Genomic DNA, 25768 nt, shown 5'->3' on the forward strand with positions numbered 1-25768 from the left:
AGCGGGAGCGGATGAATCAGGATTCCCGATTGCTCTCCGCTGAAACGTTCGAGCTGCTCTTCGATACCGTGCGTGAGAATGGATCCGGCCCGGGTGAAATGGGGTGGCGGTACTCGGAACCCAATGGGAATGCAGTGTTCTGGCATACCGGACAATGCCCGGGCGCCACGAATGTCATGACGATCTTTCCGGAGGAAAGGACGGCTTTGGCCGTCATGGCCAATGCCCGCAGTGGCGGGTTTCATTTTTCGAGAGTCGGTGCACTGACGCAAGGCCCGTTGCAAATGATTGTCGGAAGCGAGCCGGGCAAAGACGGCCCGGGCACGAAGGACCTGGCGTTCTTGCTGTTTCTCGTGATCCTGATTGGTGCCCTGGCAGTATGGGCGATCAAGCTCATTCGAAGCTATGCAACGGGTTCCCTGAACGCGCTGAAATATCCGTTCGATGTCCGGGAATTGCTCTGGAGGGTGGGTGTTCCCATTGGTCTGCTGCTCTTGCTTTGCTATGGCTTACTGGTCGCCCTTCCCAACTTGAATGACACGACGCTCTGGGGCGTATTTCTGTTCGCACCAGACCTGGCATGGATGTTGACCATCAGCGGCGGTCTGGCTGCCGGTGTGGCGATCCTCCGGACCGTGCTCCTGGCCCGAGTCACGCTGACCGCCAACAAAGGAGCTTGAACGACTAGCCTGTCCCTGCCGATTCCATCTGGTACAAACTCTCCACCACTAGATCATCATCCATCGGCTCGCCGTCCCAGGCTGGCACACACGTTTCCGCTGAAACGTCGACGCCGGCGCGGCGGTTCTGCGTCATCAGGGCAAAGGCGTTACCGCGGAAACGTGGTTTCGGCGCCTCGGGAATGTGCCGGCCTTGGCGATCGGTGAATTCTGGTTGGCCATCGGCACCCATGCGGACGTCGAAACCACCTTCGTGCACGGCGCGGTGATGGTGGCGGCACAGGGTGACCAGGTTGTCGACCTTGGTCTTGCCGCCGTCGGCCCAGTGGACGATGTGATGGGCGTCGACGTACTTGTGCGCCGTGCAGCCCGGAAATCGGCAGCCGCCGTCGCGTCGTTGGAGTACGCGGCGAATCGCCGGCGGGATCGAGCGGGTCTTGCGGCCCACATTAAGGGTCTCGCCGTCGTCGGATTCCGCCCACGGCACGATTCCGCAGTCGCAGGCCAGGCGCCGGGACGTTTCCGCTGAAACGTTTCCGCCGTTGTCCAGCGTGGATTCGGCACCTTCGCCATTCTCGCGCAGGGTGTCCACATCGGTATGCACGTGCACCGTGCAGCGGTCGCCGCCGCTGACCGTGCCGTGGTCACCGGACAGGAAGGCGTCGGACAGGCGTTCCAGCGCATCGGCCCGTCGCTGCTCGATCGGGCAGGGCAGTGGCTTGCTCATATCCGGTTCGGGTGACGCTTCAGCGGTAACGTCCTGCTGCTCGGCCTCGATCTCGTCCATGGCGGCGTCGACGGCCTTCATGATGCGCTCGCCTTGTTCCGGCGTGAAGCGGCCGTGGAGCAGGAAGGAACCGTCCTCGTCCATGCGCCAGGTCACGCGCCGGCGCTCGTGCCGGTCGTTCTCCGCTTCGAGTGCCTCGTTGCGCTTTGCCCGGCGGAACTGGCGCACGGCGCGTTCGACGTGGGAGGCGGTGCCGTGCAGAGCGATCATCAGGAGGAATTCCTCGTTCTCCGGTGTCGCCACACGGGTCATGGCGCGGACCTTGGAATAGCTGATCTCGCCCTTGGAAAACGACGCACTAATCTTCGGCAGATCCCCCAGCGAATGCGCTACCCGGACCTTCTCGCGCGCCGCGTTCAGGCCAATGCCGCATTTCCAGTTGAGCCAGTGTGCACAGGAGCGTATATCCGGATCGGCCCAGCCGGCGGCTTCGTCGAACTGCCGGATCAGGGTCAGCAGCCGGTAGCTGGCGGCGTGAATATGGGCCGCCAGCTCGGTGATCCGGTCCTCGAGTCCGCGGGTTTCTGATTGCGACAGGGTGGGGGTAATTGGGGTTGTCAACGCCATGATGAAGCCCTCTTCTGGATACTGTACAAGTATACAGTTTAAAGCCAGGAAAGTCCAGAAATACCGCATGTTTTCAGGGTGTTGGAGCGCTTTCAGGCAGGTAGACACGGCGTTATTACATTCGTTATTACAGGCGTTATAATGGCCTGGTCGAAACGAGGAGGACTTTCCATGACCCGCAAACTGAAACTCACGGCCATCGGCAACTCCACCGGGGTGGTGTTGCCCAAAGAGTTGCTCGAGAAGTTGCGCGTTCAGCGTGGCGACGAAGTGATGGTGCTCGAGACGCCGGACGGCATTACGCTGACGGCGTTCGATCCGGAGTTTTCCCGCCAGATGGACGTGGCCGAGCGCGTCATGCGCCGTCGCCGAAATCTGCTCAAGAAGTTGGCGGAGTAGGCCATGAGTGACTGGATCTGGATCTCGGGAGAATTGGCCGAAGCGATTCACGAACGGCAGTTGTCCGAACACGGCGGGCCGTCGGGGCTGCGTGATCGCGGGATGTTCGAGTCGGCCCTGGCCCGGCCTCGGCAGTTGGCCGCCTATGGTGGCAGCGAAGTGGATGCGCCGGCGCTGGCGGCGGCCTATGCCTTCGGACTGGCCAGGAATCATCCCTTTGTCGACGGCAACAAGCGAACAGCCGCGGTGCTCTGCGAAGTCTTTCTGGAGTTGAACGGATACCTTCTATTGGCCGAGGACGCCGACCTGTACCCGGTATTTCTGGGTCTGGCGGACGGCACGGTCGGTGAAGACGAACTGGCCGACTGGCTGAGGCGCAACAGCCGGCCCGAGCAGGTCAGCGAAGGCGCAGCCGATTACAGGGCTTGAGGGTCGTCGTTCTTGTGCCCCGGGTTCTCGCCCGCTAGCATGGGCCTCGCCTACATGAGGAAAGGGGCGGGACGTTGGCCGATCCGCGCGAAGCGCAATTTCAGCAGGACATAGTCGATGCCATGGCCGCCGGCGGATGGCTGGTGGGCCGTTCGGAGGGGTATGACCGCGCCCGGGCCTTGTATGCCGAGGACGTGGTCGGCTACTACCGAGAAGCGCATCCGGATCAGTGGGAGCGGTTCTGCAAGCGCAATGAGCGCGATCCCGAATCGGCGCTGCTCGACAAGGTCGCGCGTGAGCTGGACAAGGCCGGCACGCTGAATGTGCTGCGTCACGGGTTCAAAGTGCCTGGCGCTCGCGTGAGCCTGTGCACCTTCAAGCCCGACCACGGGATGAACGAGGACACCCTGGCGCGCTATCGCGCCAATCGCCTGCGCGTGGTGCCGGAGGTGTCGTATTCACCGCATGCACGGGCCGGTGAGTACAATCCGCGCCTGGACATGGTGCTGTTCGTCAACGGCATTCCCACCGCCACGCTGGAATTGAAGAGCGAGTTCAAGCAGGCCCTGGAACGCGCCCAGCGTCAGTATCGCCGCGACCGCCCCGTGCGCGCCCCGAACAACCGCAAGCCCGAGCCGCTTTTGACCTTCAAGCGCGGCGCGCTCGTGCATTTTGCCGTCAGCCAGGCGCAGGTGGCCATGGCCACCAAACTGGCGGGCAACAACACGGTGTTCCTGCCCTTCGACCAGGGCACGCCCGACGGCGGTTCGGGCAATCCGCCGCCGGCGAGCGAAAACAACTATGCCACCGGTTATCTCTGGGACGAGGTCTTCGCCCCGGACAACTGGCTGAAGATTCTCGCGCGCTTCCTGCACCTGGAGGTCAAGTCCGAGCAGGACTTCCACGGCAAGTGGCACAAGAAGGAGACAATGATCTTTCCCCGCTATCACCAGTGGGACGTGGTCAACAAGCTCCTGGATGCCACCCGCAATGATGGCCCGGGCAAGCGCTACCTGGTGCAGCACAGTGCGGGCTCGGGCAAGTCCAATTCGATTGCCTGGGCGGCGCATCAGCTCGCCGCGCTCTATAACGACGACGGCAGCAAGCGCTTCGACTCGGTGGTGGTGGTCACCGACCGCACCGTGCTCGACGATCAGTTGCAGGACACCATCTACCAATTCGAGCACGCTACCGGCGTGGTCCGTCCGATCAGCCGCGATACAGGCGGGCAGAGCAAGCGCGATCAACTGGCCGAAGCGCTCGAGGCGCGCACGCGGATTATTGTGGTGACCATCCAGACCTTTCCGGCGCTGTTCGAGGCGCTGGACCAGCATCCGGATCTGAAGGCCGGCACCTATGCCGTCATTGCCGACGAGGCCCATTCTTCCCAGACCGGGCAGGCGGCGGCCAAACTCAAGGCGCTGCTGGGCGTCGATCGGCCCGAGGGCGAGGACCTAAGCGCCGAGGAACTGCTCGACGCCGCCGTCGCCGCGCGCAAGCCCTCAGAGGAGATCAGCTACTACGCCTTCACCGCCACGCCCAAGGGCAAGACCCTGGAGCTGTTCGGCACCCGTCCGGATCCGGAGCGTCCGCCGGCCGAGGACAACAAGCCGGTGGCGTTCCACGTCTATTCCATGCGCCAGGCCATCGAGGAGGGTTTCATTCTCGATGTGCTGCACAACTATGTGACCTACAAGACCGCCTTTCGCCTGGCCCATCCCGACGCCGACGAGAGGCAGGTCGACGCCCGCCGCGCCTCCACCCGCATCGCGCGCTGGGTGCGGCTGCATCCCTACAACATCGAGCAGAAGGTCGAGGTCATCGTCGAACACTTTCGCGAAAAGGTCTATCCGCTGCTCGACAAGCAGGCCAAGGCGATGGTCGTCACCGGCAGCCGTCAGGAAGCGGTGCGCTACCAGTTGGCCATGCGTGCCTACATCGAAGAGAAACGCTATCGAGAAGTGCATCCGCTGGTGGCGTTTTCCGGCTCGGTGGCTGCCGACGAGTACATTCCCGCGGAAGTCACCGAGACCAGTGGCGAACTGAATCCCGGGCTGAAGGGGCGCGACCATCGCGAGGCCTTCAATACCGGCGATTTCAACGTGATGATCGTCGCCAACAAGTTCCAGACCGGCTTCGACCAGCCGCGGCTGTGCGCGATGTACGTCGACCGCAAGCTGCAGGGCGTCGACTGCGTGCAGACGCTCTCGCGGCTCAATCGTCGCTTTCCGGGCAAGGAAGCGCCGTTCGTGCTCGATTTCGTCAACGACGCAGAGGACGTGCGCGCGTCCTTCGAGCCGTACTACAACACCGCCGAACTGACCGACGTGTCCGACCCCGACATCGTCTTTGACCTCCAGCGCAAGCTCGATGAGGCGCGGATCTACGAGTGGCACCAGGTCGAATCCTTCTTTTTTGCCTTTCACGACAAGAAGGTGGCGTCATCTTCGCTTTCGTATTACACCGCGCCGACGGTGGCGCGTTTCACAAAGCGCTACAACGACGTGCTGGCCGATCTGCGCCACTGGCAGGCCGAAAAGCGGCGTGCCGAGCAAAGCGGCGATCGCGACGGCCGCCAGCGCGCCGAGCACGAACTGGCCGAGGCAGGCGAACGGCGCGACGCGCTCGATATGTTCCGGCGCGACCTGCAGAGCTTCTACCGCACCTACGAGTTTCTCGCCCAGATCGTCGACTACGACGACGACGAACTGGAAAAACTGTGCGTGTTCGCACGCCATCTGCACCCGCTGCTTCGCACCGAACGGCTCGACGACGAGGAACTCGATCTATCCGAGCTCGACCTGACCCACTACCGGCTCAACAAGCAGAACGAACAGAGCATCCGGTTGGGAGAAGAGCAGGGCGAGTACGGTCTCGACCCGGTCTCGGAGGTCGGCACCGGCAAGCCGAAAGATCCGAAGAAGGAGCGCCTGGCCGAGATCATCGACCGGCTCAACGACCTGTTCGGAACCGAGGTCGACGACCGTGACCAACTGCAGTTCGCCGACAACCTGGCCGACCGCATGAGCCGCGACGAGGGCGTGGTCGACCAGATCCGCAGCCACACCCCCGAGCAGGTGATGCACGGCCGATTCCCGCGCCTGCTCGAACAGATCGTGCTCGACGCAATGTCCGACCACGAGGAACTGGCCACCAAGGCGCTCGAGACCGACGACAACCTTAGCGGCCTGGCCTGGGCGGTGCTGAGGTTGATGGCCGAGCGGGATCTCCAACGCCGGGTTTCTTGATCAATCTTTTCTGCTGACCGGGGAGCAAGTGTAGATGTTGACCTGTTTATCGACGTAGTCCCCGGCGTTGCTCGTGCCTGATTCGCGATAACGTTCGACTTCGAGCACGTCGAATCCAGCCGCCACCAGAACTTCGCGGGCTTCGAGCTCGCTGTAGAGACGAAATCCGTGGCTGGTGAACGGGAGTTCTTCCATGAAAGACCGTTCACCGATGGCCAGGCACAGCCGGGCATCGGGTCGCATGACGCGCCGGATCTCGCGCAGGTGCTCGAGCGGTTCTTCCCAGAAGTAGGACACGTGTACGCCGAGGATGCGATCGAAAGACGCCGGCTCGAAGGGCAGGGCCTGGGTGCTGCCTTGCTCGAAGCGCATGCGACCGGCGGCCACTTCCCGACGATGGTGGATCCGCGCCTGTGTGACCATCGCCGCCGACCAGTCCAGGCCGGTGTAGCGCACACCCTCGGCACCGGCGGTGATCTCGTTGGCAAATGCTGCGTTACCCGGGCCGATTTCCAGCACTTCCTGACCGGGCGCAATATCCAGGCAAGCGATGCATTGCCGGTTCAGGCCGGCATTGACGCGGTTCATCTGCAGTCCGACCTCGACGGCCAGGTCGCCCTCGGGCCGCCGCAATAGTGCGGCGACTTCCCGGGGAGATGGCGCGGATTCGTCGTTCAAATCGATACCTTGTTGAGCCGCAGCGCATTGCCGATCACCGACACCGAGCTGAAGCTCATCGCGGCTGCCGCGATCATCGGGCTGAGCAGCAGGCCGAAGAACGGGTAGAGCACGCCGGCGGCAACGGGCACGCCCAGGCTGTTGTAGATGAAGGCGAAGAACAGGTTCTGCTTGATGTTGGCAAGCGTTGCGCGCGACAGGCGCCGGGCGCGCACGATGCCGTTGAGGTTGCCCTTGACCAGGGTGACGCCGGCCGATTCCATCGCCACGTCGGTGCCCGTGCCCATGGCGATGCCGACCTGGGCCTGCGCCAGGGCAGGCGCGTCGTTGATGCCGTCGCCGGCCATGGCCACGGTGCGGCCCTGTTCCTGCAGTTCCTTGACCTTCTCGGCCTTGTCCTTCGGGGCGACGTCGGCAAAGACCTGGTCGATGCCCAGTTCCTTTGCGACGGCCTTTGCCGTGGTTTCGCTATCGCCGGTGACCATCACGATCTCCAGGCCTTCGGCGTGCAGCGCCTTGATCGCGTCGGGCGTGCTCTCCTTGATCGGATCGGCCACGCCGATCAGACCGGCGGCCTTGCCGTCGATGGCGGCGAACATGGCGGTCTGGCCCTTGGCGCGAAGTTTCTCGGCGGTGTCGATCAAGGCTTCCACGTCGACATCCAGCGCTTCCATCAGCTTGCGGTTGCCCAGGGCGACCTGCTGCTCGCCGACCTGGCCGTACACCCCCTGGCCGGTGACGGACTCGAAATCCGATACGTCGGTCAGCTCGATGTCGCGCGCTTTTGCGCCCTCGACAATCGACTCGGCCAGCGGATGCTCGCTGGCGCGCTCGAGCGAGGCGACGGCGCCGAGCAGTTCGTTCTCGTCCACGCCATCAGCGGCCTCGATGGACGCAAGCTTCGGGCTGCCTTCGGTCAGCGTGCCGGTCTTGTCGACGATCAGCGTGTCGACCTCGCGAAACACTTCGATCGCCTCGGCATTGCGAAACAGCACGCCCATGCCCGCGCCGCGGCCGGTGGCGACCATGATCGACATCGGCGTGGCCAGGCCCAGCGCGCAGGGGCAGGCGATGATCAGCACGGCCACGGCGTTGACGACGGCATAGGCCAGTCTCGGCTCGGGGCCGAAACTCAGCCACGCAAAGAACGCAAGAACTGCGGCCGCGACCACCGCGGGCACGAAATACTTCGCCACCACATCGGCCAGGTTCTGGATCGGCGCGCGCGAGCGCTGCGCCTCGGCCACCATCTGCACAATCTGCGACAGCACGGTGTCGTTGCCGACCTGCTTCGCCTCGATCACCAGCGTGCCCGAATCATTGACCGTCGCGCCGATGACTTTCTCGCCCGATGACTTCTCGACCTTGACCGGTTCGCCGGTAATCATCGACTCGTCCACGTTGGAGCGACCTTCGACTACCTCGCCGTCGACGGGGATCTTCTCGCCGGGCCGCACGCGCAGTCGGTCGCCGATCTGCACGTCCTCGAGCGGCACGTCTTCCTCGTTGCCGTCGGAGTCGATACGCCGCGCGGTCTTCGGCGCCAGGCCGAGCAGGGCGCGGATCGCCTGGCTGGTCTTCGAGCGCGCCTTCAGTTCCAGCACCTGGCCGAGCAACACCAGGGTGACGATTACGGCCGCGGCTTCGAAATACACGCCCACGGTGCCGTGCTCGCCGACCATGGCCGGAGGAAAGATGCCTGGCGCCGCGGCCGCCACCACGCTGTAGATATACGAAACCCCCACGCCCAGCGCGATCAGCGTGAACATGTTCAGGTTCATGGTGCGCACCGACAGCCAGCCGCGCACGAAAAACGGCCAGCCGGCCCACAGGACCACCGGCGTGGCGAAGACCAGCTCCAGCCAGATGCCGAGCTGGTGTGGAATGAGTTCGTCCAGGCCGGGGATGAACATCTTGCCCATGGCCAGGAACAGCACGATGGCCGAAAGTGGCACGCTGACCCAGAAGCGCCGGCTCATGTCGACCAGCTCGGGATTGTCTTCTTCTTCCAGCGTGACCGTACGCGGTTCCAGCGCCATGCCGCAGATGGGGCAGTCACCCGGCTCGTCGCGCACGACCTCCGGATGCATGGGGCAGACGTATTCAGTCTTCGTCGACGGACCGGACTGCGCCTTCTCCAGCGCCATGCCGCACTTGGGGCAGTTGCCGGGCTCGTCGGATTCCACCCCCGGACACATCGGGCAGTAGTACGCCTTGTCGCCCGATGACTGATTGCCGTCGGAATGATGATACCCGTCATCGGAATGGCAGCAGTGATGCTCGCCGGACTTGTCGTGGGAATGCTCGTGTTCGCTCATCGCAGATCTCGCGGAGTGAATTGAAATTGAAAGGGGACAGGGGAGAGCGCTTCAGCGCCCGTAGCGGGTCAGCACATCGACCAGCTCGTCGATGCGCTCGTTGGGCTTGTCGGTGTGACCGCGCGCCAGCTCGTCCTGGATGCAGTGCTGGACATGCGTTCGCAAAACACCGTCCTCCACAGCACGCAAGGCCGACCGGGCCGCCCGAAGCTGGGTGAGGATATCGATGCAGTAGCGCTCCTCGTTGATCATCTTCACGACACCGTCAAGTTGCCCGCGCGCCCGGTTCAGGCGCCTTAGCTGATCGTGGTGAGAGGGGTGTCGAGCCATGGACACCATCATACCCCTGGGGGGTATATAACGCAAATCGAAACTACTGGAAGTTTAAGTTATGTCTTTATGTTCATATAGTTATGATATACACCTAATTCCTTTTCTTGTTCGTTTCACGGCCTGGGTCGGGGTATCCAGCCCTTTTCGGCACAACGACGCGAAGGCCGCCGTTCAGGTTGTAGACTGGATGACTCCCTACAAGAATTCCCCCGGAGCACCTCATGCGAATAGCCACCGTCGTCGTCCTGCTCTTCGTCAGCGGCCTGTCTCGTGCCGGCGATTACCCGCACCAGCTGCAGTCTTTCGACTTCGACAGTCAGCGTCAGGAGCTGTCGATGGCCTACATGGATGTCATGCCCGAGACACAACCGCGCAGCACCTTCGTGCTGTTGCACGGCAAGAACTTCAACGGGGCCTACTGGCATCAGACCATCGATTTTCTGGTCGGGCGCGGCTTTCGCGTCGTGGTTCCGGACCAGGTCGGTTTCGGTCGCTCGTCCATGCCGGCGCACTACCAGTTCACCTTCGACCAGCTCGCCGCCAACACCCGTGCGCTGCTGGATCATCTGGACGTTGCCTCGGCGCGGGTGATCGGCCATTCCATGGGCGGCATGCTGGCCACGCGATTTGCCCTGCAGTATCCCGAATTCGTCGATCAACTCCTGTTGCTCAATCCAATCGGCCTGGAGGACTGGCGTGCGATGGGCGTGCCCTATGTGCCGATCGAGCGCATCTACCAGGCCGAACTTCAGAAGGACTTCGAATCGATCAAGGCATACCAGCGGAGCAGCTATTACGACGGGGAGTGGAAAGAGCGCTACGAGCCCTGGGCGCGCATGCTGGCCGAGGCTTATGAAGGTGAGGGCGGCGAGCGCTTCGCGTGGAACATGGCACTGACCTCGGACATGGTGCTATCGCAGCCGGTGGTCTACGAATTCGACCGACTTGCGGTTCCCACCGTGCTGATGATCGGCCTGCGCGATCGCACTGCCATCGGACGCGGCCTGGTCGACGACGAGCTCGCCCAACGGATGGGAGATTATCCGGCCCTGACCGACAAGGTGGCCGGAATGATTCCCGAGGTCGAGGTCCTGCGCTTCGAAGGCATCGGGCACCTGCCCCATATCGAGGCGCCGGCGCGGTATCTCGAAGCCCTGGAGGGGGTCATCCAGGAATCAATGCCTCAAGGCACGCCCTGAAGGAACAGCTCCTCGAAGCGGTCGCTGAAGATCAGCCCTTCGCCAACGGGTGTGTCCAGACAGCCGGGGAAAGCGGCCGCCCGGTTGACGACATGGTCGATCATCCGGCTCGGTACCCTTTCGGGCTGCTCACCGTAGGGATGATTCTGGCCCAGACTCCAGGCGATGTTGCCTAGCCCACCGACGCGCGTATGGCAGTAACTCATCACGGTGCCCGCGCCGGTTCCCGGTGATTGCCCGTCCGGCAGGGTTGGCGTGCCGCAAAAGCAATCATCCTGGCCGCATTCGACGTTGCTGCATTCGTCGACTTGCTCGGAACTGCCGCCGATACCGGCGTAGCAGTGTGTGTGCGGGGAATTGAAGTTGTGGCCAAGCTCGTGCGCGAGGATATAGGTGTCGAAGACGATATCCGGGTTGTCGATATCGAAATTGCCGGAAATCGAGCCCGATACACCGTAGGCGCCGCCGTAGTTGTCGGACTGCGGCGACAGGCTGGAGCAGGAGCCGCCATGGCTGTAGTTGAACGAGCCGCTGCACAATACACCGACCCAGGCGATCCCGCCTTCGAGACTGCGGCCGCTCAAAAAATGCGCCGTGGTGCGCTCGACGGCCTCGTTGTTGTCGTTCCAGTAGCGCCCGAACTCGAGCATCTGGCAGAGCGCGCCCGACTGCGTCCAGGGATCCGGGCTGGACCAGAGCGACAGGTGGCCGATCGCGACGGCGGTATCGGTCTCGTCCTGGTAGCGCAGCGAGGTGTAGGCGACCAGATCGCCCGCATACTCCGCCGCCGCCCCGGTATCGCCTCCGAACAGCTGCAGGTACTCGGCGTCGGTCTCGAGCGCCAGGTTGACCCAGTATCCTGGGTCGCCGCCGCCCAGTCCCGGCTGAGCCGTCGCCGCGCGTCGCAGCGCATCCGCTCCGAGCCTCAGGGCGGGTTGGGGTGCCGCGGAATGGAAATCGATGGGCGCATGGGAATTGCCGCATTCGAACCGGCGGTCGGGCTGGATCGCTTGCTTGTCGATACTGTGGCCGGTGAGCGCCCGTTCCAGCCCCGCTTCATCGGGCGCTTCCCGGGTCAGGAAGTGGATCTTCGAGTCCCGGGAGAACACCAGCCCGCGAAGCCCCGAACCCGCGTGCAGGGAAACAAGCGCCCGGGATCCGGGCCACTCGAGAATCCTGCCCTGAAACCAGCGACTATTCGGTGGGGGCTCGCTGCGCGTTGTCCCGTCCGCCTGGTGGATGACCACAAGGGCGCCGGGCTTGAAAACTGACATTGGCTTCAGGTCAAGGGACAGTGCGTCCGGGCTTGAGTCAAGCCGCAGTCCCTCGATGGTCAGGGTCGAATCCGCCGTCAAGCCCTGCAGCGCGGAAATGATGTCGTCTTCGGCACCGATGCGACGTTCCTCGGCGGGGCAGGAGACGGATACACCCAGTGCGATAAGAACCAGAAGAATGCGCATGGGCCGGGTTCCTCGGAGCAGCGTTGCGGATCTCGAGTTTAAACCGGATTGCATCCAAACCGAAATGCGGGCTGTCGTCTCAACCCACGAATGCCCGCTCGAAAACGTAGTCTCCCGCTCGTCCGATCGATGGACTGACCTCGAATCCGCGCCGGTCGAGCAACTCGCGAAAGTCCTTCAGCATGGCCGGGCTGCCGCACAGCATGACCCGGTCGTACTTCGGGTCGATGGGCGGCAGGTCCAGGTCGCGGGCGAGCTGGCCGGAGTCGAACAGATGGGTGAGCCGACCGTTGTGCACGAAGGGCTCACGGGTCACGGCCGGATAGTAGAGCAGGTGACCCTTGATCAGGTCGCCGAGCAACTCGTGGCGCGGCAGTTCCTCGCTGATCGTCGCGCGATAGGCGAGGTCGTCGACCTGTCGAACCCCGTGTGCGACGATCACGGTATCGAAGCGCTCGTACGTTTCCGGGTCCTTGATGATCGAAAGAAAAGGCGCCAGCCCGGTGCCGGTTCCGAGCAGGTACAGGCGTTTGCCCGGGTGCAGGTCGCTGATCAGCAGGGTTCCGGTCGGCTTTTTCGACAGCAGGATCTCGTCGCCGACCTGCAGGTTCTGCAACCGGGAGGTGAGCGGCCCGTCGGGCACCTTGATCGAGAAGAACTCCAACTCCTCTTCCCATGAGGCGCTGGCGAAGGAGTAGGCGCGCATCAGGGGCTTCCCGTCGACGAGCAGGCCGATCATGATGAACTGACCGCTGTCGAATCGCAGGCCCGGATCGCGGGTGGTGCGAAAGCTGAACAGGCCTTCGTTCCAGTGGCGTACGCTGACGACGCGTTCTCGGCGAAACTTGTCCATTGACCAGTGCTTCGGGTGGGGCGAAGCGCTGCATCCTACCGCAGCAATACGGCGGATTATTGTTCCAGGTCAAACAATGCATCGACGGCGGAAAAAGTCGCCGCCGTCGATGCAAATACCTCCGTCAAGCGGCGCGGGATTGCCGGCCGCGACCACGACCGCCGCTGCTGTTGCCGCGTGCGGATTTCTGCCCGCGCGGTCCGTTGCCGCCGCGATTGCCGTTGCCTCGGCCGCCGCCGCCATTACCGCGTCCGCGCCGTGCAGGCGTCTTGCCGGCTTCCCTGGACAGGGGCTCGGTCGGCTCGAAGCCGTCGACGCCGTAGGTGGGGATATCGGTCTTGACCAGCTTGCGGATGTCTTCGAACAGGCCATGCTCTGAACCGGCCACCAGTGAGACGGCCAGGCCGTCGCGCCCGGCGCGTCCGGTGCGGCCGATACGATGGACGTAGTCTTCCGGCACGTTGGGAATGTCGTAGTTGACGACGTGCGGCAGCTGGTCGATGTCCAGGCCTCTGGCGGCGATGTCGGTGGCCACCAGTACGCGGATCTTGTTCTTCTTGAACTCGCTCAGCGCCTTGGTGCGCGCACCCTGGCTCTTGTTGCCGTGGATGGCCGCACTCGGCAGGCCGTCGGTTTCGAGCTGCTTGGCCAGGCGGTTGGCCCCATGCTTGGTGCGGGTAAACACCAGCACCTGCTGCCAGTTGTTGGAACCGATCAGGAACGAAAGCACTTCGCGCTTTTGCTTCTGGTCGACCCGGAAGGCCTGCTGGGCGATCGCTTCGACGGTCGAGTTCGGTGGGGCGGTCTCGACGCGCTCGGGATTCTTGAGGAAGTTGTGCGCCATCTGGGTGATCTCTTTCGAGAACGTGGCGGAAAATAGCAGGGTCTGACGCTGCTTCGGCAGGGCCTTGACGATGCGATCGATAGCAGGGCGGAAGCCCATGTCGAGCATGCGGTCGGCTTCGTCGAGCACCAGGAACTCGATCTTCGACAGATCGACGGTGCCGCGCTGCATGTGATCGATCAGGCGCCCCGGCGTGGCGACGAGCACGTCGATGCCGCGCTGCAGCTTGGTGATCTGGGGATTGATGTTCACGCCGCCGAAGATTTCCAGCGAACGAAGCTGGACATGGCGGCCGTAGGCGCGCAGGTTTTCATTCACCTGGGCAGCCAGTTCGCGCGTCGGCGCCAGGATCAGCGCACGCGGCTGGCGCTGGTGGCCACCCCGTTCGCTGAGGCGATGCAACAGCGGCAGGGTAAACGCGGCGGTCTTGCCGGTGCCGGTCTGGGCGCTGGCCATGATGTCGCGGCCTTCGAGAATGACCGGAATGGCCTTGACCTGGACGGGCGTGGGCTGGGTATAGCCCTGTTCGCCGACAGCACGCAGCAATTCGGCCTTGAGGCCGAGGGAATCGAAATTCATTGTATTTCCTTGTGTAAACCAAGGCGAAGAAAGGCCCGTCAGTCGGGCGAGCTACAAATCGGGGAGAGGCCTTGGTCTACATGCTATCCGCGAGAGGGCATCGGTTCATCCGCTGCAGGTAAGCGCAGCAGCCCAATGCGGGGCGAACAATAGCACAATTGCTCCGCTAAAGGGGGAAAAGACCGGAACTTGAATCGGCCGGTGTTGGGCGCTCCCCGCGGACTGCGGCTTGGCTAGGGGGCGTCCTTGTGCCCGGAAACCTCCAGGGCTTGATTGTGCTGCTCTTGCTGGGCACCCATTGCGGATACACTGCTGAAATTCGAGCCGGGGTGCTTGAGGAGGTTCATATGACGGCACGAACCATTCTTGTACTGATCGGATTCGTAGCGCTGACCAGTGCGGTGGCACAGGACAAGGTCCCGCGCTTCGAGTCTGCGGACTGTCATTTCGAAACCGAGGAGGCGCTGGAAGGCATCGACTGCGGCGAACTGGTGGTTTGGGAGAACCGGGAGCGTCACGAGGAAGGCACGCTGAGGCTCGCGGTGGCAATTCTACGAAGTACAGCCGACGAGCCTGAGCCTGATCCGTTGGTTTTTCTCTCCGGCGGCCCCGGCGGTCGTTCCGTGCATCACACGCCGAGACGGCTCGAGAGTGATTTCTGGAGTCGCCACCGGGAAGACCGCGATCTCGTTTTCTACGATCAACGCGGGACCGGTTACTCCCAGCCTGATTTCTGCGAAGAGCTGGATCAGGTTCTCTATACGACGAGGTTTCTCGGGCTTCCGCCCGAAGAAGAACAGGCCCGCCGCGTTGAGGCCGTGCGGGACTGCCGAGAGGCGATGCTGGCGAAGGGAGTCGATTTCTCCGCCTACAACAGCCAGACCAGCGCCCGTGACCTGGATGATCTTCGTCGAACGCTGGGCTACCAGCAGTGGAACCTGCTCGGAATCTCCTACGGTACGAGACTGGCGCTGACCGCGATGCGTGAGTCACCTTCAGGTATCAGAAGCGTGATACTGGACTCCACGTCTCCGCCCAACGCTCGAATATGGGTGGAGAGTCCGGGTATATTCCTCCAATTGATCGAGCGTGTGTTTGCGCAATGTGCGTCCGACGAGGCTTGCCGCGACGCCTTTCCCGAATTGGAATCAAAGTTCTACGCCTGGCTCGATCGGCTGGAGCAGAATCCAGTCGAACTCAACATGCAGGACACGAACCGCTTCCCCGAGGGCCGGCTCGTGGTCGATCACTCGGTGGCCATATCGGGCGTTTTCCAGGGACTGTACAACCGGCAGTTTCCTTCGATTCTGCCACTTCTGGTCCACGAGGGAGGACCGGAAAACGAGCATGTATGGCGGGTTCTGGCCGACCGCTTGGTCCGGCCCCCTGAACAGATCAGTCGGGGTCTGAACCTGTCGGTGAACTGTTATGAGGTCGCCCCCTTCAATCCCCCGGAGTTGCTTGACGCAGCCCGACGGGAGCACCCGCGAATTGGTGAGGTCGTCGACGGGAGAAGCCGTCACGCCGAATGTGCAGCCTGGCATGACGAGCGGGCGGATTCCTCGTATTTTGAGCCGGTTCGAAGCGAACTGCCGACGCTGATTATCGGCGGCGAGTTCGATCCCGTCACGCCCCCCGAGTACGGTCGGCTTGTCGCCGAAACACTCCCCAACAGCACTTTCGTCGAGGCCCCGGCCCATGGCCACGGTGTGACACCCCACACAGCCTGCACCCGTGATCTGGTGAGTGCGTTCCTGGAAGATCCCGACCGGGCACTGGATACGAGTTGCGTGTCGGAACTCCCGTCGCTTTCCTTCGTGACCAACGTCCATGTGAGCCGAGGTGTCTATCCGGTCGCACGAAGCATTCAGCAGGGTCCGGCCATTCCAGCACTTGCAGGCGCCGGGCTTATCGGACTTGTCCTTTTATCCGGCATTGTCGGCTGGCCGATCGGCGCAGCGTTCCGCCGATTTCGTGGTGTCAGCACTGTGCAGGAGCCCGGAATGCAGCGGATTGCGTGGCCGACCGCCGTTCTGGCCGCTTTCCTGGCGATGGGTTTTACCGCGGGACTCCTGTTCGCAATCCGGGATGCCGCCTCGATCAACCCGTTTCTACCCGCTTTCGGCGTGTCGGGCGACTTCGGGTGGATCTTTTACCTGCCATGGATGATCGCAGCATTGACCGCGGTGAGTGTCTTCGCCGCAATCCAATCCTGGAGACAGCATTGGTGTAACAGCAGGCATCGAATCCACTACAGCCTTTTAGTCGGCGCATGCGTGGTGTTCCTGGGCGTCACGGCATCGCTGGGTCTGATTTAATGATTCGGGCTGACCAACCACGCACATTCGTGCAGGACGGTCAGCCCGCGTTCGGCAAAGCCAGGGTGCACGGCGAGAACCTCGCGGCGTTCCAGCAGCTGGAATCGCAATCCGGCGTGGCTATGCAGCTCCTCCTCCGGGACGGCGAACGGTGGACCGCTCATTTGCTCCTGATCGTACTCGAAGGTCACCAGCAGGCCGCTGGCATCATTGCTCAGCAGTGATCGCAAATGGTCAAGATATCTCTGACGCATTGCTTGGGGCAGCGCGATGAGGGCCGCCCGGTCGTAAAAGAGTTCGAAGGATTGGTCGGCAACGTAGTCGAAGAAATCACCCTCCACCAGCTCAATGCCACCGGCACGCCGGTACACCAGGTCACCGGCGGACGCCCGCGTCGGTTGCCGGCCCCATTCGTCAAAGAATGCTTCGACGGCCTGCCTGCTGAGTTCGATGCCGGTTACTGCATGGCCCCGCTCGGCCAGCCAGCGCATGTCCAGGCTCTTGCCGCACAGCGGCACCAACACGCCTGTGCCGCGGCCTCCGGCTATGTCCTTCCAGTAGTCACTCAACGCCCAGTGAACGTCGGATCGGTGAAACCCGATCTCTCCGCGCTGCCAGCGCTCGTGCCAGAATTCGCTTTCCATCGATTCTTGTCTCCTCGCAAAAGATAGCCGAGATGATCGCGGTCCGGGCTGAACTACTGGTTGGTTGGCGCTTCCGGGCTGCCGACCAGGCGCTGCTTGAGCCAGCGCGCGCCGCGGCTGCCGACCAGGTACAGGCAGGGAATGACCGCCAGCGTGAGCAGCATGGCGCCGAGCAGACCGCCGATGACGGTCAGGGCCAGCGGCTGCATGATCTCGGCGCCTTCGCCCAGCCCGGCGGCCAGCGGCACCATGCCGACCACGGTGGTCAAGGTGGTCATCAGGATGGGGCGCAGGCGAATGCCGCCGGCGCTAATGATCGCCGCTTCGATGCTTTCGGCGCCCCGTTCGCGTTCGCGCTCGATGTACTCGACCAGCAGGATGGCATTGTTGACCACAATGCCGATGAGCAGCACCACGCCGATCATTACCGGGGCCGAGATGGGCGTTGACGTCAGCCACAGCATGGCGACCACGCCGATCAGCGACAGCGGTGCGGCGGCCAGGATGACCAGGGGATTGGTCAGACGCTCGTACTGCACGGCCAGCACCACGAAGACCAGGAACAGCGCCAGGGCGATGACGCTGGTCAGCTCGCGGTTGGTTTCCTGGATGGTTTCCCACTGCCCGCCGTAGATCAAGCTGTAGCGCTCGGGCAGCTCGAAACCACGCAGCCTATCCTCGACCTCGCGCATGATCGTGCCGACGTCGGAAACCTCGGTGTTGATGTCGCCGACCACGCGCTGAACCCGGCCCTGGTTCTCGCGCACGATATGCGAGGGCCCGGTACCCAGGTCGAAGCGGGCGACGTCGCGCAGCAGGATCGGTTCGCCCTCGTCGTCGCGAAACAGCAGCATGTTGCCCAGCGTGTCCGCCGAGGCGGTCACCTCGCGCGGCAGCTTGACCCGCAGGTCGTACTGAACGCTGCCGTCGATGTACTCCGTCGGCACCGCGCCGTTGACGGCATCGCGCACGGCCTGACCGACTTCCGAGACGTTCAGGCCCAGGTCGGCGGCCCGTTCGCGATCCACGCGGATGCGCAGCAGCGGGCTGCGCGATTCGCGCCCGACCTCCACGCCCTCGAGGCCGGGAATGCCCTCGAGTTGATTGGCGATATCGCGCGCAAGGGTCCGAAGTTCCTCGAGTTCCGGGCCGACCACGGTGATGGCCAGGTCATCGCCGGAGGTGGAAAACTGTAGCCCGCGGATCGACGGCGGCGATGCGCTGATGAAAGCGCCGGGGATCTCGAGCGCGTCGAGACGTTCCTGGGCCTCGGCGACCCACCGCCCGGCGCTCATGTCGGGCCGTTCGCCGGCCGGGACGAGCTGCACGCGCATGCGCGAGGTGCCGGGGCGCTCGTTGATGCTGCCGCCGCCGAGGTGCCCCCCGACCAGGTTGAAGCGGGTCTCGACGTGCGGCATCCGCTCGATCACCGCCTCGACCTCGCGGGTGACGCGGTCGACCTCGGCCGGCGGCGTGCCGGCGGGCAGGCGGATATAGACCGAGGTGCCGCCGTCGTCGACCTGGGGCAGGAATTCGTTTCCCAGGCCGCTGGCGATGTGCAGCGCGCCGGCGACGGCGGCGGCCGTGGCGGCCAGCACGAGCCAGCGCCAGCGAAGGATGTGCGCGAGCAGGCTCCGGTAGCCGCCGCGCAGGCGCTCGACCAGGTGATTGAATCCGCGCTGCAGGCGGCTGCGATCGAAGCCGCTGCGATAGCGCACCTTTGACAGCAGGGCGGCGAGCATCGGAATCAGGGTCAGCGCTGCCGCCAGGGTGGCCAGTATGGCGAAGGAAATGGTCAGGATCAGGTCGGTGAAGATCAGCGACGCCATGCCCGAGACCAGCAGGAAGGGCAGGACCGCGGCCAGGTTGGTCAGCGTGCCGGCGGTAATGGCGCTGCGCACCTCGGCCGCGCCGGCCATGGCAGCCTCGTCGGGGGGGCGACCGAGTTCCTCGCGATGGCGGTAGATGTTTTCGAGCATCACGATGCCGTTGTCGAGCAACAGCCCCACGCCCAGTGCCAGGCCGCCCAGGCTGATGATATTGAGCGTGAGCTCGCCGATGCCCATCAGCGCGAAGGTGGCCATGATGGCAATGGGAATCGACACCCCGACGACCAGGGCCTTTCGCAGGCTGCCCAGGAACAGGAGCACCAGCAGCATGGCCAGCAGGCCGCCGAGCAGGGCCGCACCGGCCACGCTGGCGATCGCGCCGCGGATGAAGTAGGCGGTATCGCCGATCGCCTGGTAGCGGATGTCCTCGGGCAGGAAGCCGCTTCGCTCGAGCCGGGCCATGGCGTCCTGCACCGCCTCGACCACCTCGACAGTGTTGGCTTCCGGCAGCTTGAACACCGACACCTGCGAGGCGGGCACGCCGTCGAGACGCACGAACAGGCGCTGCTCGGCGTGGCCGTCGCGCACCTCGGCGACTTCCTCGAGCCGAATTCGCCGGTCGGCCCGTCCGGGCAGGGGGATGAGTACGTTGGCGATGTCCTCGGCCGAAGTGAAGCGGCCGTCGGTCTTGGCCATCACGTCGAAAGACTCCGACGTCAGCCAGCCCGAAGCGATGTCGACGTTCTCCGAACCGATCACCTCGATCAGGTCCTGCATGGTCAGCCTGTAGGATCGCAGCCGCTGCTGGTCGACGATGACCTGCATCTCTCGCACCAGGCCGCCGGCGGTTTCCACGCCCGAGACCCCGGCTATGGCGACCAGCTGCGGGGCGAGCTGATGCTCGACCCAGTCGGCCACTTCGACCTCCGAGCGGATGGTCGAGCTGAAACCCGCCTGCCAGACCGGATCCTGCGCGGGGTCGAACTTGTACAGGCGCGGCGGCTCGATGTCCTCGGGCATTTGCGTCCTGGCCAGCTCCAGGTAGCGCGAGGCATCCTGCAGGGCCAGGTCGAGGTTGGTGCCGTACTCGAAGTGCAGGTTGACGTTGGTGCGGCCTTCCGAGGCCCGGCTGTCGATCTTGACCAGGTTCTCGGTGGCGGCCAGGTTGCGCTCGAGCACCCGCGTGATCTGTTCTTCCATCACCTCCGGCGCCGTGCCCGGGTAGTTGACGGTCACCCGGATCTGCGGCGGCACCACGTTGGGCAGCAGATCGATGGGCAGGCGCTCGACGAAGAACAGGCCGAGCACGAACACCACCGATGCCATCGCCAGCGTCCCGACGGGACGGCGGATGGCTGCACTGGTGATGCCGCCCGGCGCCTCGGCGCTTTGTTTCATGGTTCGTCCCGGCGCTGCACGATCCGCACGCGCTGGCCGTCGCGCATGTCGATGGGATTGCTCGCCAGCACCGTCTCGCCCGGTTCGATTCCGCCGGCGATTTCGATCCAGCCGTCCTGGCTCAGGCCGGTAGCGACTTCCCGGTGGACCAGTCGGCCGTCCTCGATGACGTAAACATAGCGTCCGCCGCGTTCGTCGTCGCTGCCGACGATCGAGGCGGGCAGGGCCAGCACGTCGCGTTGGCGGTTGACCTCGAACTCGAGCCGAGCCAGGTAGCCGGGCCGAACGCCTCGCTCGGCGGCATCGCCGGGCAGGGCGACCTCCACGGTCACCAGGCGACTCTGCGGATCGGCGGCCGGAAAGATGCGCTGCAGACGGCCCTCGAAGGTCTCGCCGGGCAGGGCGTCGAGCCGCACGGGCAGGGTCCGGCCGGGCTCGAGCCGGGCCACGTCGAGCTCCGACAGGCCCGGCTCGATGACCAGTTGTTCGAGTACGGCCAGCTCAAACAGCGTGTCGCGGGCATCCACGGCTTCGCCGGGTTCGACCAGACGCTGCGTGACGACGGTATCGACCGGCGCGGTGACGCGTCCGAAGTCGACGCGGGTCTGCCACAGGTCGCGCTCGCTCTCGGCGATACGCAGTTCGGCGCGGGCTCGCTGGTAGTCGGCCTGGCTGATGCTGTCGCGGTCGAGCAGCTCGCGCAAGCGCTCGTAATCCAGACGGGCGCGCTCGGCCTGGGCCTCGGCGCGACGCAGCTCGGCGCGCTGCTCGGACATGTCGAGTTCGGCCAGAACCTCGCCGGCCTCGACGGCATCGCCTTCCTCGACGTGAACGGCCAGCAGGGTGCCTTCGCTTCGGCTGGCCAGGCGAATGGTCTGCCGGGCCTCGACCGGGGCACCGACGCGAACGCGGCGCGAGAGATCGCGTTTGGTCAGGGTCATGGCGGCAACCGGCGTGCTGTTCTCGGATTCGTCCTGGCCCTGGGCCTGATCATCCCGCCCGCCGCAGCCGAAAATCAGGGCCGGTATTAGAAGGACTACGACGAACCGAAGATTGAACGGTCGAGGTATGTGGCTTGCGGGCGCTGACGTGGCTTGACTGTAGCAGGGCATATGTCCGTTCCGTGGCAGCGGGATGTCGGGACGATAACGAAATGACGGCCCGCAATGCAGGCGAAATCTTGCCGTCACATTCGCGTCACCGACCTGACATGAACGCTCGTTATCTTTGGCGGCGTCAACCAAAGAGTGGACAACCACCCGACTGGAGCGTTCATGCAAAGGCGATTCTACCCGGCCGGCCTGGTGGCCGGTTTGCTTCTGTTGCCGATTCTGGCCGTCGGCCAGCCCGAGACCGACAACGACTCTCTCGAAGCACTGGCTGAAGAGCTGGTGCGCATTCGCGGCGAGGTTGAATCGCTGAATGCCGAGCTCAACCGCAAGCAGGACCGGCACCGCAACGAGATGAGCTCGCTGGCCGCCCAGAAGGGTGAGCTGGAAGCCACGTTGCGGCGCGAGCAATTGCGCGTGGACCAGCTCGAAGAAGATCTCGAGACCAACCGCGAGCGCGCCGAGCAAGCGGGCATCGCCGGCGAATCGCTGGTGCCCGTTGCCGAAGAAGCGATCGCCTCCCTGCGGCGACACATCGAAACCTCCCTGCCGTTCAAGCCGCAGGAGCGTATGGATGCGCTGGACGAAATTCAGACACAGCTCGAAACCGGTGCACTGGCGCCGCCACGGGCCGTCAATCGTCTCTGGGGCTTCTACGAGGACGAGCTACGGCTCACGCGGGAGAACGGGCTCTACAGCCAGGTCATCCGGCTCGAGGGTGAACAGGTTCTGGCCGACGTAGCGCGGCTCGGGACAGTCGCAATGTACTTCCAGACCCGGGATGGCGAGTACGGCCAGGCCGAACGCAGTGGTGACGACTGGCGCTTCGTTCGCCTGGACGACCGCGCGGCCGTCCAGCGCATCGACAAGCTGTTCGAGTCGCTCAAGAAGCAGATCCGCACCGGCTACTTCGAACTGCCCAACGGCGCCATCCGGCTGGAGTCCGAACAATGAGCATTCGCATTCCTTACATCCTGATCCTGCTCGCCGCCGCCTGGCTGGCATCGCCGGCGATTGCGCAGGAGTCCGAGGCGGCGCAGGCCGAGGCCGAACAGGCTGCGGAAACGGCCGCTCAGAACGAGCCGGACACCGAGGCTGAGCAGGCCGAACCCGAATCACCGCCCGTGGCAGCCCAGGCCCCTTCGCTTGAGCAGGCCTACCAGCGCGAGTTCGCCTTCCTGCAGGGCCAAAAGCGTGACCTCGAGCGGCGCATCGCCGAATTCGAGGCAACCAGCGAAGAAGACCTGCAGCAGCTTCAATCGGATATCCGCTCGCTCGAGCGTCGGGTGGTCGAGTTGACCAGCCGCGGCGATCGTCTCGACGAACAGGTGATCGAGTCCGAGCGCTCGGTCGAGTCGGCACGCGACAACGTCAACCTGCTCGCCAACACGTTCCTCCAGGCCGAAGCGACCATCGAGGACTGGGAAGCCCCGCAGCTGGAGGGCGACGAGGTGCCGCAGACCGATGACGTGGCGGCGATGTTCGAAACCGTCCGGGAAGAACTGGCCCGCCGCGGCGAAGTTCGTCGCGACAGCGGCGAGTTCTTCCTGGCCGACGGCACGCGCGTCGATGGAGAAATCATCCACGTGGGCCGTATCGCCAGCTACGGAATCAGCGAGCGCGGCGCCGGCGCACTGGCACCGGCCGGCGAGGGCGAACTCAAGCTCTGGAACGAGGAATCGGCGGACGCCGCGCGCGCGCTGGCGGCCGGGACGGTGGTCTCGCCCCTGCCGATCTTCGTGTACGAAACGCTCAGCTCGGAAGTTGAAGAAAAGGGCGCCAAGGGCGTATTCGAGACCATCTCCAGCGGCGGGGTGATCGGCTGGATCATCTTCTTCCTGGGCCTGCTGGCCGCCGTGCTGGTCGCCTTGCGGGCCGTGTTCCTGTGGCGTGCCGGCGCCTCGACCGGCCGCATTCTCGATGACGTTTCGGCACCGGTTCGTCGCGGTGACCGCGAAGCGGCGCTGTCGATGCTCAAGAAGCGCCAGGGTGCCACCGCCCGGGTGGTGGCTTCGGCCATCCGCAACCTCGATCGCGATCGCGAACATCTCGAAGACATCGTGTCCGAGTCGATCCTGCACGAGAGCGGCCACCTGAATCGCTTCGGCTCCTTCATCATGGTGATCGCCGCCGTCTCTCCGCTGCTCGGGCTGCTCGGCACGGTCACCGGCATGATCTCGACCTTCGATGTCATTACCGAGTTCGGTACCGGCGATCCCAAGCTGCTCTCCGGCGGCATCTCGATCGCCCTGGTGACCACTGAACTGGGTCTGATCGTGGCCATCCCCACGCTGCTGTTCGGCAACCTGCTCTCGAGCTGGGCCGAGCGCATCAAGGACGACATGGAAAAGGCCACGCTGCGCGTGACCAACCAGTATCTCGAAGCCCGAAGTGAAAGCGAGCAGGTCAGCGGCTGATGTTCGACGAACTGGTCAATGACTTCCGGTTCTACTTCGAGGTGGGCGGCTACGTCATGCCGCCGCTCGTGCTGGCCACGGTGGTGCTGTGGTTTGCCATCGGCTACCGGATTGCCGCGCTCAAGCGGGGAAACCTTCGATCGGTGCGGCGAATCATCCAGAAGCACCCCGAAGGTCTCGATCACCCGCCCCGCGGCGTGATCGAGAAAGCCATCGAACAGGGCCTGCAGATCGCGCGCTCGCATCACGGTGATCTGCGCCGTCTTCTCGATGACGCCTTCTGGCCGATCGAGCGCGACGTCAAGCGTTTCCACAAGCTGATCATGACCATTGTCGCCGTCGCCCCCCTGATGGGCCTGCTCGGCACCGTCGTGGGCATGATCGAAACCTTCGATTCGCTTGGCGACATGTCGCTGTTCGCCCAGTCCGGCGGTATCGCCGGTGGCATTTCCCAGGCGCTGTTCACGACCCAGATGGGCCTGGCCGTGGCCATTCCCGGCCTGATCGTCGGCGGCCTGCTCGAAAAGCGGGCCGCGGTGATCCGGATCGAGCTGGCCCAGGTCAAGGACATTCTTTGCGCAAGCGTGCAGAAAGGTAGACCGGCATGAGATTTCGCGAACGCGCCAATACCGAGCAGGCCGTCGATATTTCGCCCCTGATCGACATGGTGTTCATCCTGCTGATCTTTTTCATGGTCTCGACGACCTTCGTCAAGGACATGAAGCTCGATCTCGAGCGCCCCAGCGCCACCAGTTCGGAGCAGGCATCGACCAAGGCCATCCGCCTCTACATCGACAACAGCGGCGAGACCTGGCTCGACGGTCAGCCGATCCGCACCTGGGTAATCCAGAGCAAGCTGCGCGACATGCTGCAGGGTGCGACTTCCCAGTCGGTCCTGGTGGTGACCGACAGCAACGTGCCCGCCCAGAAGCTCATCGAAGTGGTCGACCAGGCGCGCCGCTCCGGCGCCGCCGACGTCGGCGTGGCCACGGTCGAGGAAGCCGGCCGGGGCTGACCTAAACACAGGAGTACGACGCATGACTTCAGAAATCAGGAAATGGACCTACGGCCTGGCCTTCATGGTGATCGGCTCGGTGCTGATCATCGGCACCTTGCTGATGATCAACCGCCTGGCCAAGGGACCGGAAGCCCAGGAACTGACCAAGCAGACCAGCTTCAGTGTCGAGCGCAAGCCCGAACCGCCGAAGAAAGTGGTCAAGCGCGAACAGCCCGAGCCGCGACGCTCGCGCGACGTCAATCCGCCGATGGTCGACCTCGACACCTCGCTGTCGGGTATCGACATGGGCATCCCGGGTGTGACGGCCGACGACCTTGGCAGCCTGCGCGACGATCTGCTCGGCGACACCCAGGACGTGGTCATGACCGACGATTCGGTCGACCAGCCGCCGCGACCGACGCGCCAGACGCCGCTGCCGTATCCATCGTCTGCGCGCAAGCAGGGCGTGGAGGGCTACGTCGTCCTCTCGCTGCTGATCAGCGCCGCCGGCGAGATCGAGAAGGTCCAGGTGCTCGAATCCAGTCACGAAGGATTGTTCGAGGAAGCGGCCGTTCAGGGCGTGCGCAACTGGCGTTTCGATCCAGCCCAGTACCAGGGGCGCAACGTTCGGGTCTGGGCCAAGCAGCGCATCCGATTCGATCTGAGCTGAGCACTCGCAGGA

At 64.0% G+C, this 25768-nt stretch carries 21 protein-coding genes; 11 read left to right on the forward strand and 10 right to left on the reverse strand.

The window, feature by feature from the left end:
* Nucleotides 1-11 precede the first annotated feature (11 nt).
* Nucleotides 12-680 carry a serine hydrolase domain-containing protein gene (locus ACDC67_RS04850; RefSeq protein WP_376691077.1) on the forward strand — a complete coding sequence of 223 codons (669 nt, stop codon included), beginning with the start codon at nucleotides 12-14 and terminating at the stop codon, nucleotides 678-680.
* A 4-nt stretch (nucleotides 681-684) separates the two neighbouring features.
* Here ACDC67_RS04850 and ACDC67_RS04855 read toward each other — a convergent pair whose 3' ends face one another.
* Nucleotides 685-2034, reverse strand: a complete 1350-nt coding sequence (locus ACDC67_RS04855) for an HNH endonuclease signature motif containing protein (RefSeq protein WP_376691078.1) — start codon at nucleotides 2032-2034, stop codon at nucleotides 685-687.
* A 171-nt stretch (nucleotides 2035-2205) separates the two neighbouring features.
* Here ACDC67_RS04855 and ACDC67_RS04860 point away from each other — a divergent pair, with 171 nt between their 5' ends.
* The 3 genes from ACDC67_RS04860 (at nucleotide 2206) to ACDC67_RS04870 (ending at nucleotide 6110) form a co-directional block, all read left to right on the forward strand.
* A complete protein-coding gene (locus ACDC67_RS04860) occupies nucleotides 2206-2433 on the forward strand; it encodes an AbrB/MazE/SpoVT family DNA-binding domain-containing protein (protein ID WP_376691080.1) in 228 nt (75 codons plus the stop codon).
* Nucleotides 2434-2436: 3 nt separating this feature from the next.
* Nucleotides 2437-2862, forward strand: a complete 426-nt coding sequence (locus tag ACDC67_RS04865; protein ID WP_376691081.1) for a type II toxin-antitoxin system death-on-curing family toxin — start codon at nucleotides 2437-2439, stop codon at nucleotides 2860-2862.
* A gap of 74 nt (nucleotides 2863-2936) precedes the next feature.
* Nucleotides 2937-6110, forward strand: a complete 3174-nt coding sequence (locus tag ACDC67_RS04870; protein WP_376691083.1) for a type I restriction endonuclease subunit R — start codon at nucleotides 2937-2939, stop codon at nucleotides 6108-6110.
* Here the strand turns inward: ACDC67_RS04870 and ACDC67_RS04875 are convergent, their stop codons facing one another.
* Genes ACDC67_RS04875 through ACDC67_RS04885 form a run of 3 tightly spaced genes read right to left on the reverse strand, consistent with a single transcriptional unit; the run spans nucleotide 6111 to nucleotide 9436 of the window.
* Nucleotides 6111-6788, reverse strand: coding sequence for a class I SAM-dependent methyltransferase (locus ACDC67_RS04875; RefSeq protein WP_376691084.1), 678 nt, complete (start codon nucleotides 6786-6788; stop codon nucleotides 6111-6113).
* Nucleotides 6785-9106 (reverse strand): copper-transporting P-type ATPase, encoded by a 2322-nt coding sequence (locus tag ACDC67_RS04880; RefSeq protein WP_376691086.1) that lies wholly within the window; start codon nucleotides 9104-9106, stop codon nucleotides 6785-6787. Before ACDC67_RS04880 ends, ACDC67_RS04875 begins: the two co-directional genes overlap by 4 nt.
* A 51-nt stretch (nucleotides 9107-9157) precedes the next feature.
* A complete protein-coding gene (locus tag ACDC67_RS04885) occupies nucleotides 9158-9436 on the reverse strand; it encodes a metal-sensitive transcriptional regulator (protein WP_376691088.1) in 279 nt (92 codons plus the stop codon).
* A gap of 224 nt (nucleotides 9437-9660) precedes the next feature.
* Between ACDC67_RS04885 and ACDC67_RS04890 the strand changes: the two genes are divergently transcribed.
* Nucleotides 9661-10638 carry an alpha/beta fold hydrolase gene (locus ACDC67_RS04890; protein ID WP_376691090.1) on the forward strand — a complete coding sequence of 326 codons (978 nt, stop codon included), beginning with the start codon at nucleotides 9661-9663 and terminating at the stop codon, nucleotides 10636-10638.
* On the opposite strand, the gene ACDC67_RS04895 is transcribed toward ACDC67_RS04890, so the two are convergent.
* From ACDC67_RS04895 to ACDC67_RS04905, 3 genes are all read right to left on the reverse strand, one after another.
* Nucleotides 10623-12098 carry a M12 family metallo-peptidase gene (locus ACDC67_RS04895; RefSeq protein WP_376691092.1) on the reverse strand — a complete coding sequence of 492 codons (1476 nt, stop codon included), beginning with the start codon at nucleotides 12096-12098 and terminating at the stop codon, nucleotides 10623-10625. The genes ACDC67_RS04890 and ACDC67_RS04895 overlap by 16 nt on opposite strands.
* A 79-nt stretch (nucleotides 12099-12177) precedes the next feature.
* Complete coding sequence (locus tag ACDC67_RS04900; RefSeq protein ID WP_376691093.1) at nucleotides 12178-12951, reverse strand: ferredoxin--NADP reductase; 774 nt, start codon at nucleotides 12949-12951, stop codon at nucleotides 12178-12180.
* Nucleotides 12952-13075: 124 nt separating this feature from the next.
* Nucleotides 13076-14374: a DEAD/DEAH box helicase gene (locus ACDC67_RS04905; protein ID WP_376691095.1), complete on the reverse strand. Its 1299-nt coding sequence runs from the start codon at nucleotides 14372-14374 to the stop codon at nucleotides 13076-13078.
* 275 nt (nucleotides 14375-14649) lie between these two features.
* Here ACDC67_RS04905 and ACDC67_RS04910 point away from each other — a divergent pair, with 275 nt between their 5' ends.
* A complete protein-coding gene (locus tag ACDC67_RS04910) occupies nucleotides 14650-16692 on the forward strand; it encodes an alpha/beta fold hydrolase (protein WP_376691185.1) in 2043 nt (680 codons plus the stop codon).
* Here ACDC67_RS04910 and ACDC67_RS04915 read toward each other — a convergent pair.
* Genes ACDC67_RS04915 through ACDC67_RS04925 form a run of 3 tightly spaced genes read right to left on the reverse strand, consistent with a single transcriptional unit; the run spans nucleotide 16689 to nucleotide 21633 of the window.
* The gene (locus ACDC67_RS04915; RefSeq protein ID WP_376691097.1) at nucleotides 16689-17336 is read right to left on the reverse strand and encodes a thiopurine S-methyltransferase; all 648 of its coding nucleotides are present in this window, start codon (nucleotides 17334-17336) and stop codon (nucleotides 16689-16691) included. The two genes, ACDC67_RS04910 and ACDC67_RS04915, sit on opposite strands and share 4 nt — an antisense overlap.
* 53 nt (nucleotides 17337-17389) lie before the next feature.
* Nucleotides 17390-20563 (reverse strand): efflux RND transporter permease subunit, encoded by a 3174-nt coding sequence (locus ACDC67_RS04920; protein WP_376691099.1) that lies wholly within the window; start codon nucleotides 20561-20563, stop codon nucleotides 17390-17392.
* The gene (locus tag ACDC67_RS04925) at nucleotides 20560-21633 is read right to left on the reverse strand and encodes an efflux RND transporter periplasmic adaptor subunit (RefSeq protein WP_376691187.1); all 1074 of its coding nucleotides are present in this window, start codon (nucleotides 21631-21633) and stop codon (nucleotides 20560-20562) included. The genes ACDC67_RS04920 and ACDC67_RS04925 overlap by 4 nt, the downstream gene beginning before the upstream one ends.
* A gap of 204 nt (nucleotides 21634-21837) precedes the next feature.
* Here ACDC67_RS04925 and ACDC67_RS04930 point away from each other — a divergent pair, with 204 nt between their 5' ends.
* The 5 genes from ACDC67_RS04930 to ACDC67_RS04950 are packed head-to-tail and all read left to right on the forward strand — an operon-like array spanning nucleotide 21838 to nucleotide 25756.
* Nucleotides 21838-22626: a DUF3450 family protein gene (locus ACDC67_RS04930; RefSeq protein WP_376691101.1), complete on the forward strand. Its 789-nt coding sequence runs from the start codon at nucleotides 21838-21840 to the stop codon at nucleotides 22624-22626.
* Nucleotides 22623-24089 (forward strand): MotA/TolQ/ExbB proton channel family protein, encoded by a 1467-nt coding sequence (locus ACDC67_RS04935; RefSeq protein ID WP_376691103.1) that lies wholly within the window; start codon nucleotides 22623-22625, stop codon nucleotides 24087-24089. The genes ACDC67_RS04930 and ACDC67_RS04935 overlap by 4 nt, the downstream gene beginning before the upstream one ends.
* A complete protein-coding gene (locus ACDC67_RS04940; protein ID WP_376691105.1) occupies nucleotides 24089-24697 on the forward strand; it encodes a MotA/TolQ/ExbB proton channel family protein in 609 nt (202 codons plus the stop codon). The genes ACDC67_RS04935 and ACDC67_RS04940 overlap by 1 nt, the downstream gene beginning before the upstream one ends.
* The gene (locus ACDC67_RS04945; protein ID WP_376691107.1) at nucleotides 24694-25104 is read left to right on the forward strand and encodes an ExbD/TolR family protein; all 411 of its coding nucleotides are present in this window, start codon (nucleotides 24694-24696) and stop codon (nucleotides 25102-25104) included. Before ACDC67_RS04940 ends, ACDC67_RS04945 begins: the two co-directional genes overlap by 4 nt.
* A 22-nt stretch (nucleotides 25105-25126) precedes the next feature.
* A complete protein-coding gene (locus ACDC67_RS04950; protein ID WP_376691108.1) occupies nucleotides 25127-25756 on the forward strand; it encodes an energy transducer TonB in 630 nt (209 codons plus the stop codon).
* Nucleotides 25757-25768: the final 12 nt, after the last annotated feature.

The organism is Wenzhouxiangella indolica, assembly GCF_042310355.1.
Lineage (GTDB): Bacteria > Pseudomonadota > Gammaproteobacteria > Xanthomonadales > Wenzhouxiangellaceae > Wenzhouxiangella.

Bases quoted from the DNA above. Each gene is read 5' to 3' on its own strand.
- ACDC67_RS04855 (WP_376691078.1), bottom strand. From the start codon at position 2,034: ATGGCGTTGACAACCCCAATTACCCCCACCCTGTCGCAATCAGAAACC.
- ACDC67_RS04905 (WP_376691095.1), bottom strand. From the start codon at position 14,374: ATGAATTTCGATTCCCTCGGCCTCAAGGCCGAATTGCTGCGTGCTGTC.
- ACDC67_RS04860 (WP_376691080.1), top strand. From the start codon at position 2,206: ATGACCCGCAAACTGAAACTCACGGCCATCGGCAACTCCACCGGGGTG.
- ACDC67_RS04935 (WP_376691103.1), top strand. From the start codon at position 22,623: ATGAGCATTCGCATTCCTTACATCCTGATCCTGCTCGCCGCCGCCTGG.
- ACDC67_RS04920 (WP_376691099.1), bottom strand. From the start codon at position 20,563: ATGAAACAAAGCGCCGAGGCGCCGGGCGGCATCACCAGTGCAGCCATC.
- ACDC67_RS04895 (WP_376691092.1), bottom strand. From the start codon at position 12,098: ATGCGCATTCTTCTGGTTCTTATCGCACTGGGTGTATCCGTCTCCTGC.
- ACDC67_RS04950 (WP_376691108.1), top strand. From the start codon at position 25,127: ATGACTTCAGAAATCAGGAAATGGACCTACGGCCTGGCCTTCATGGTG.
- ACDC67_RS04890 (WP_376691090.1), top strand. From the start codon at position 9,661: ATGCGAATAGCCACCGTCGTCGTCCTGCTCTTCGTCAGCGGCCTGTCT.
- ACDC67_RS04900 (WP_376691093.1), bottom strand. From the start codon at position 12,951: ATGGACAAGTTTCGCCGAGAACGCGTCGTCAGCGTACGCCACTGGAAC.
- ACDC67_RS04865 (WP_376691081.1), top strand. From the start codon at position 2,437: ATGAGTGACTGGATCTGGATCTCGGGAGAATTGGCCGAAGCGATTCAC.
- ACDC67_RS04940 (WP_376691105.1), top strand. From the start codon at position 24,089: ATGTTCGACGAACTGGTCAATGACTTCCGGTTCTACTTCGAGGTGGGC.
- ACDC67_RS04915 (WP_376691097.1), bottom strand. From the start codon at position 17,336: ATGGAAAGCGAATTCTGGCACGAGCGCTGGCAGCGCGGAGAGATCGGG.
- ACDC67_RS04930 (WP_376691101.1), top strand. From the start codon at position 21,838: ATGCAAAGGCGATTCTACCCGGCCGGCCTGGTGGCCGGTTTGCTTCTG.
- ACDC67_RS04945 (WP_376691107.1), top strand. From the start codon at position 24,694: ATGAGATTTCGCGAACGCGCCAATACCGAGCAGGCCGTCGATATTTCG.
- ACDC67_RS04850 (WP_376691077.1), top strand. From the start codon at position 12: ATGAATCAGGATTCCCGATTGCTCTCCGCTGAAACGTTCGAGCTGCTC.
- ACDC67_RS04885 (WP_376691088.1), bottom strand. From the start codon at position 9,436: ATGGCTCGACACCCCTCTCACCACGATCAGCTAAGGCGCCTGAACCGG.
- ACDC67_RS04880 (WP_376691086.1), bottom strand. From the start codon at position 9,106: ATGAGCGAACACGAGCATTCCCACGACAAGTCCGGCGAGCATCACTGC.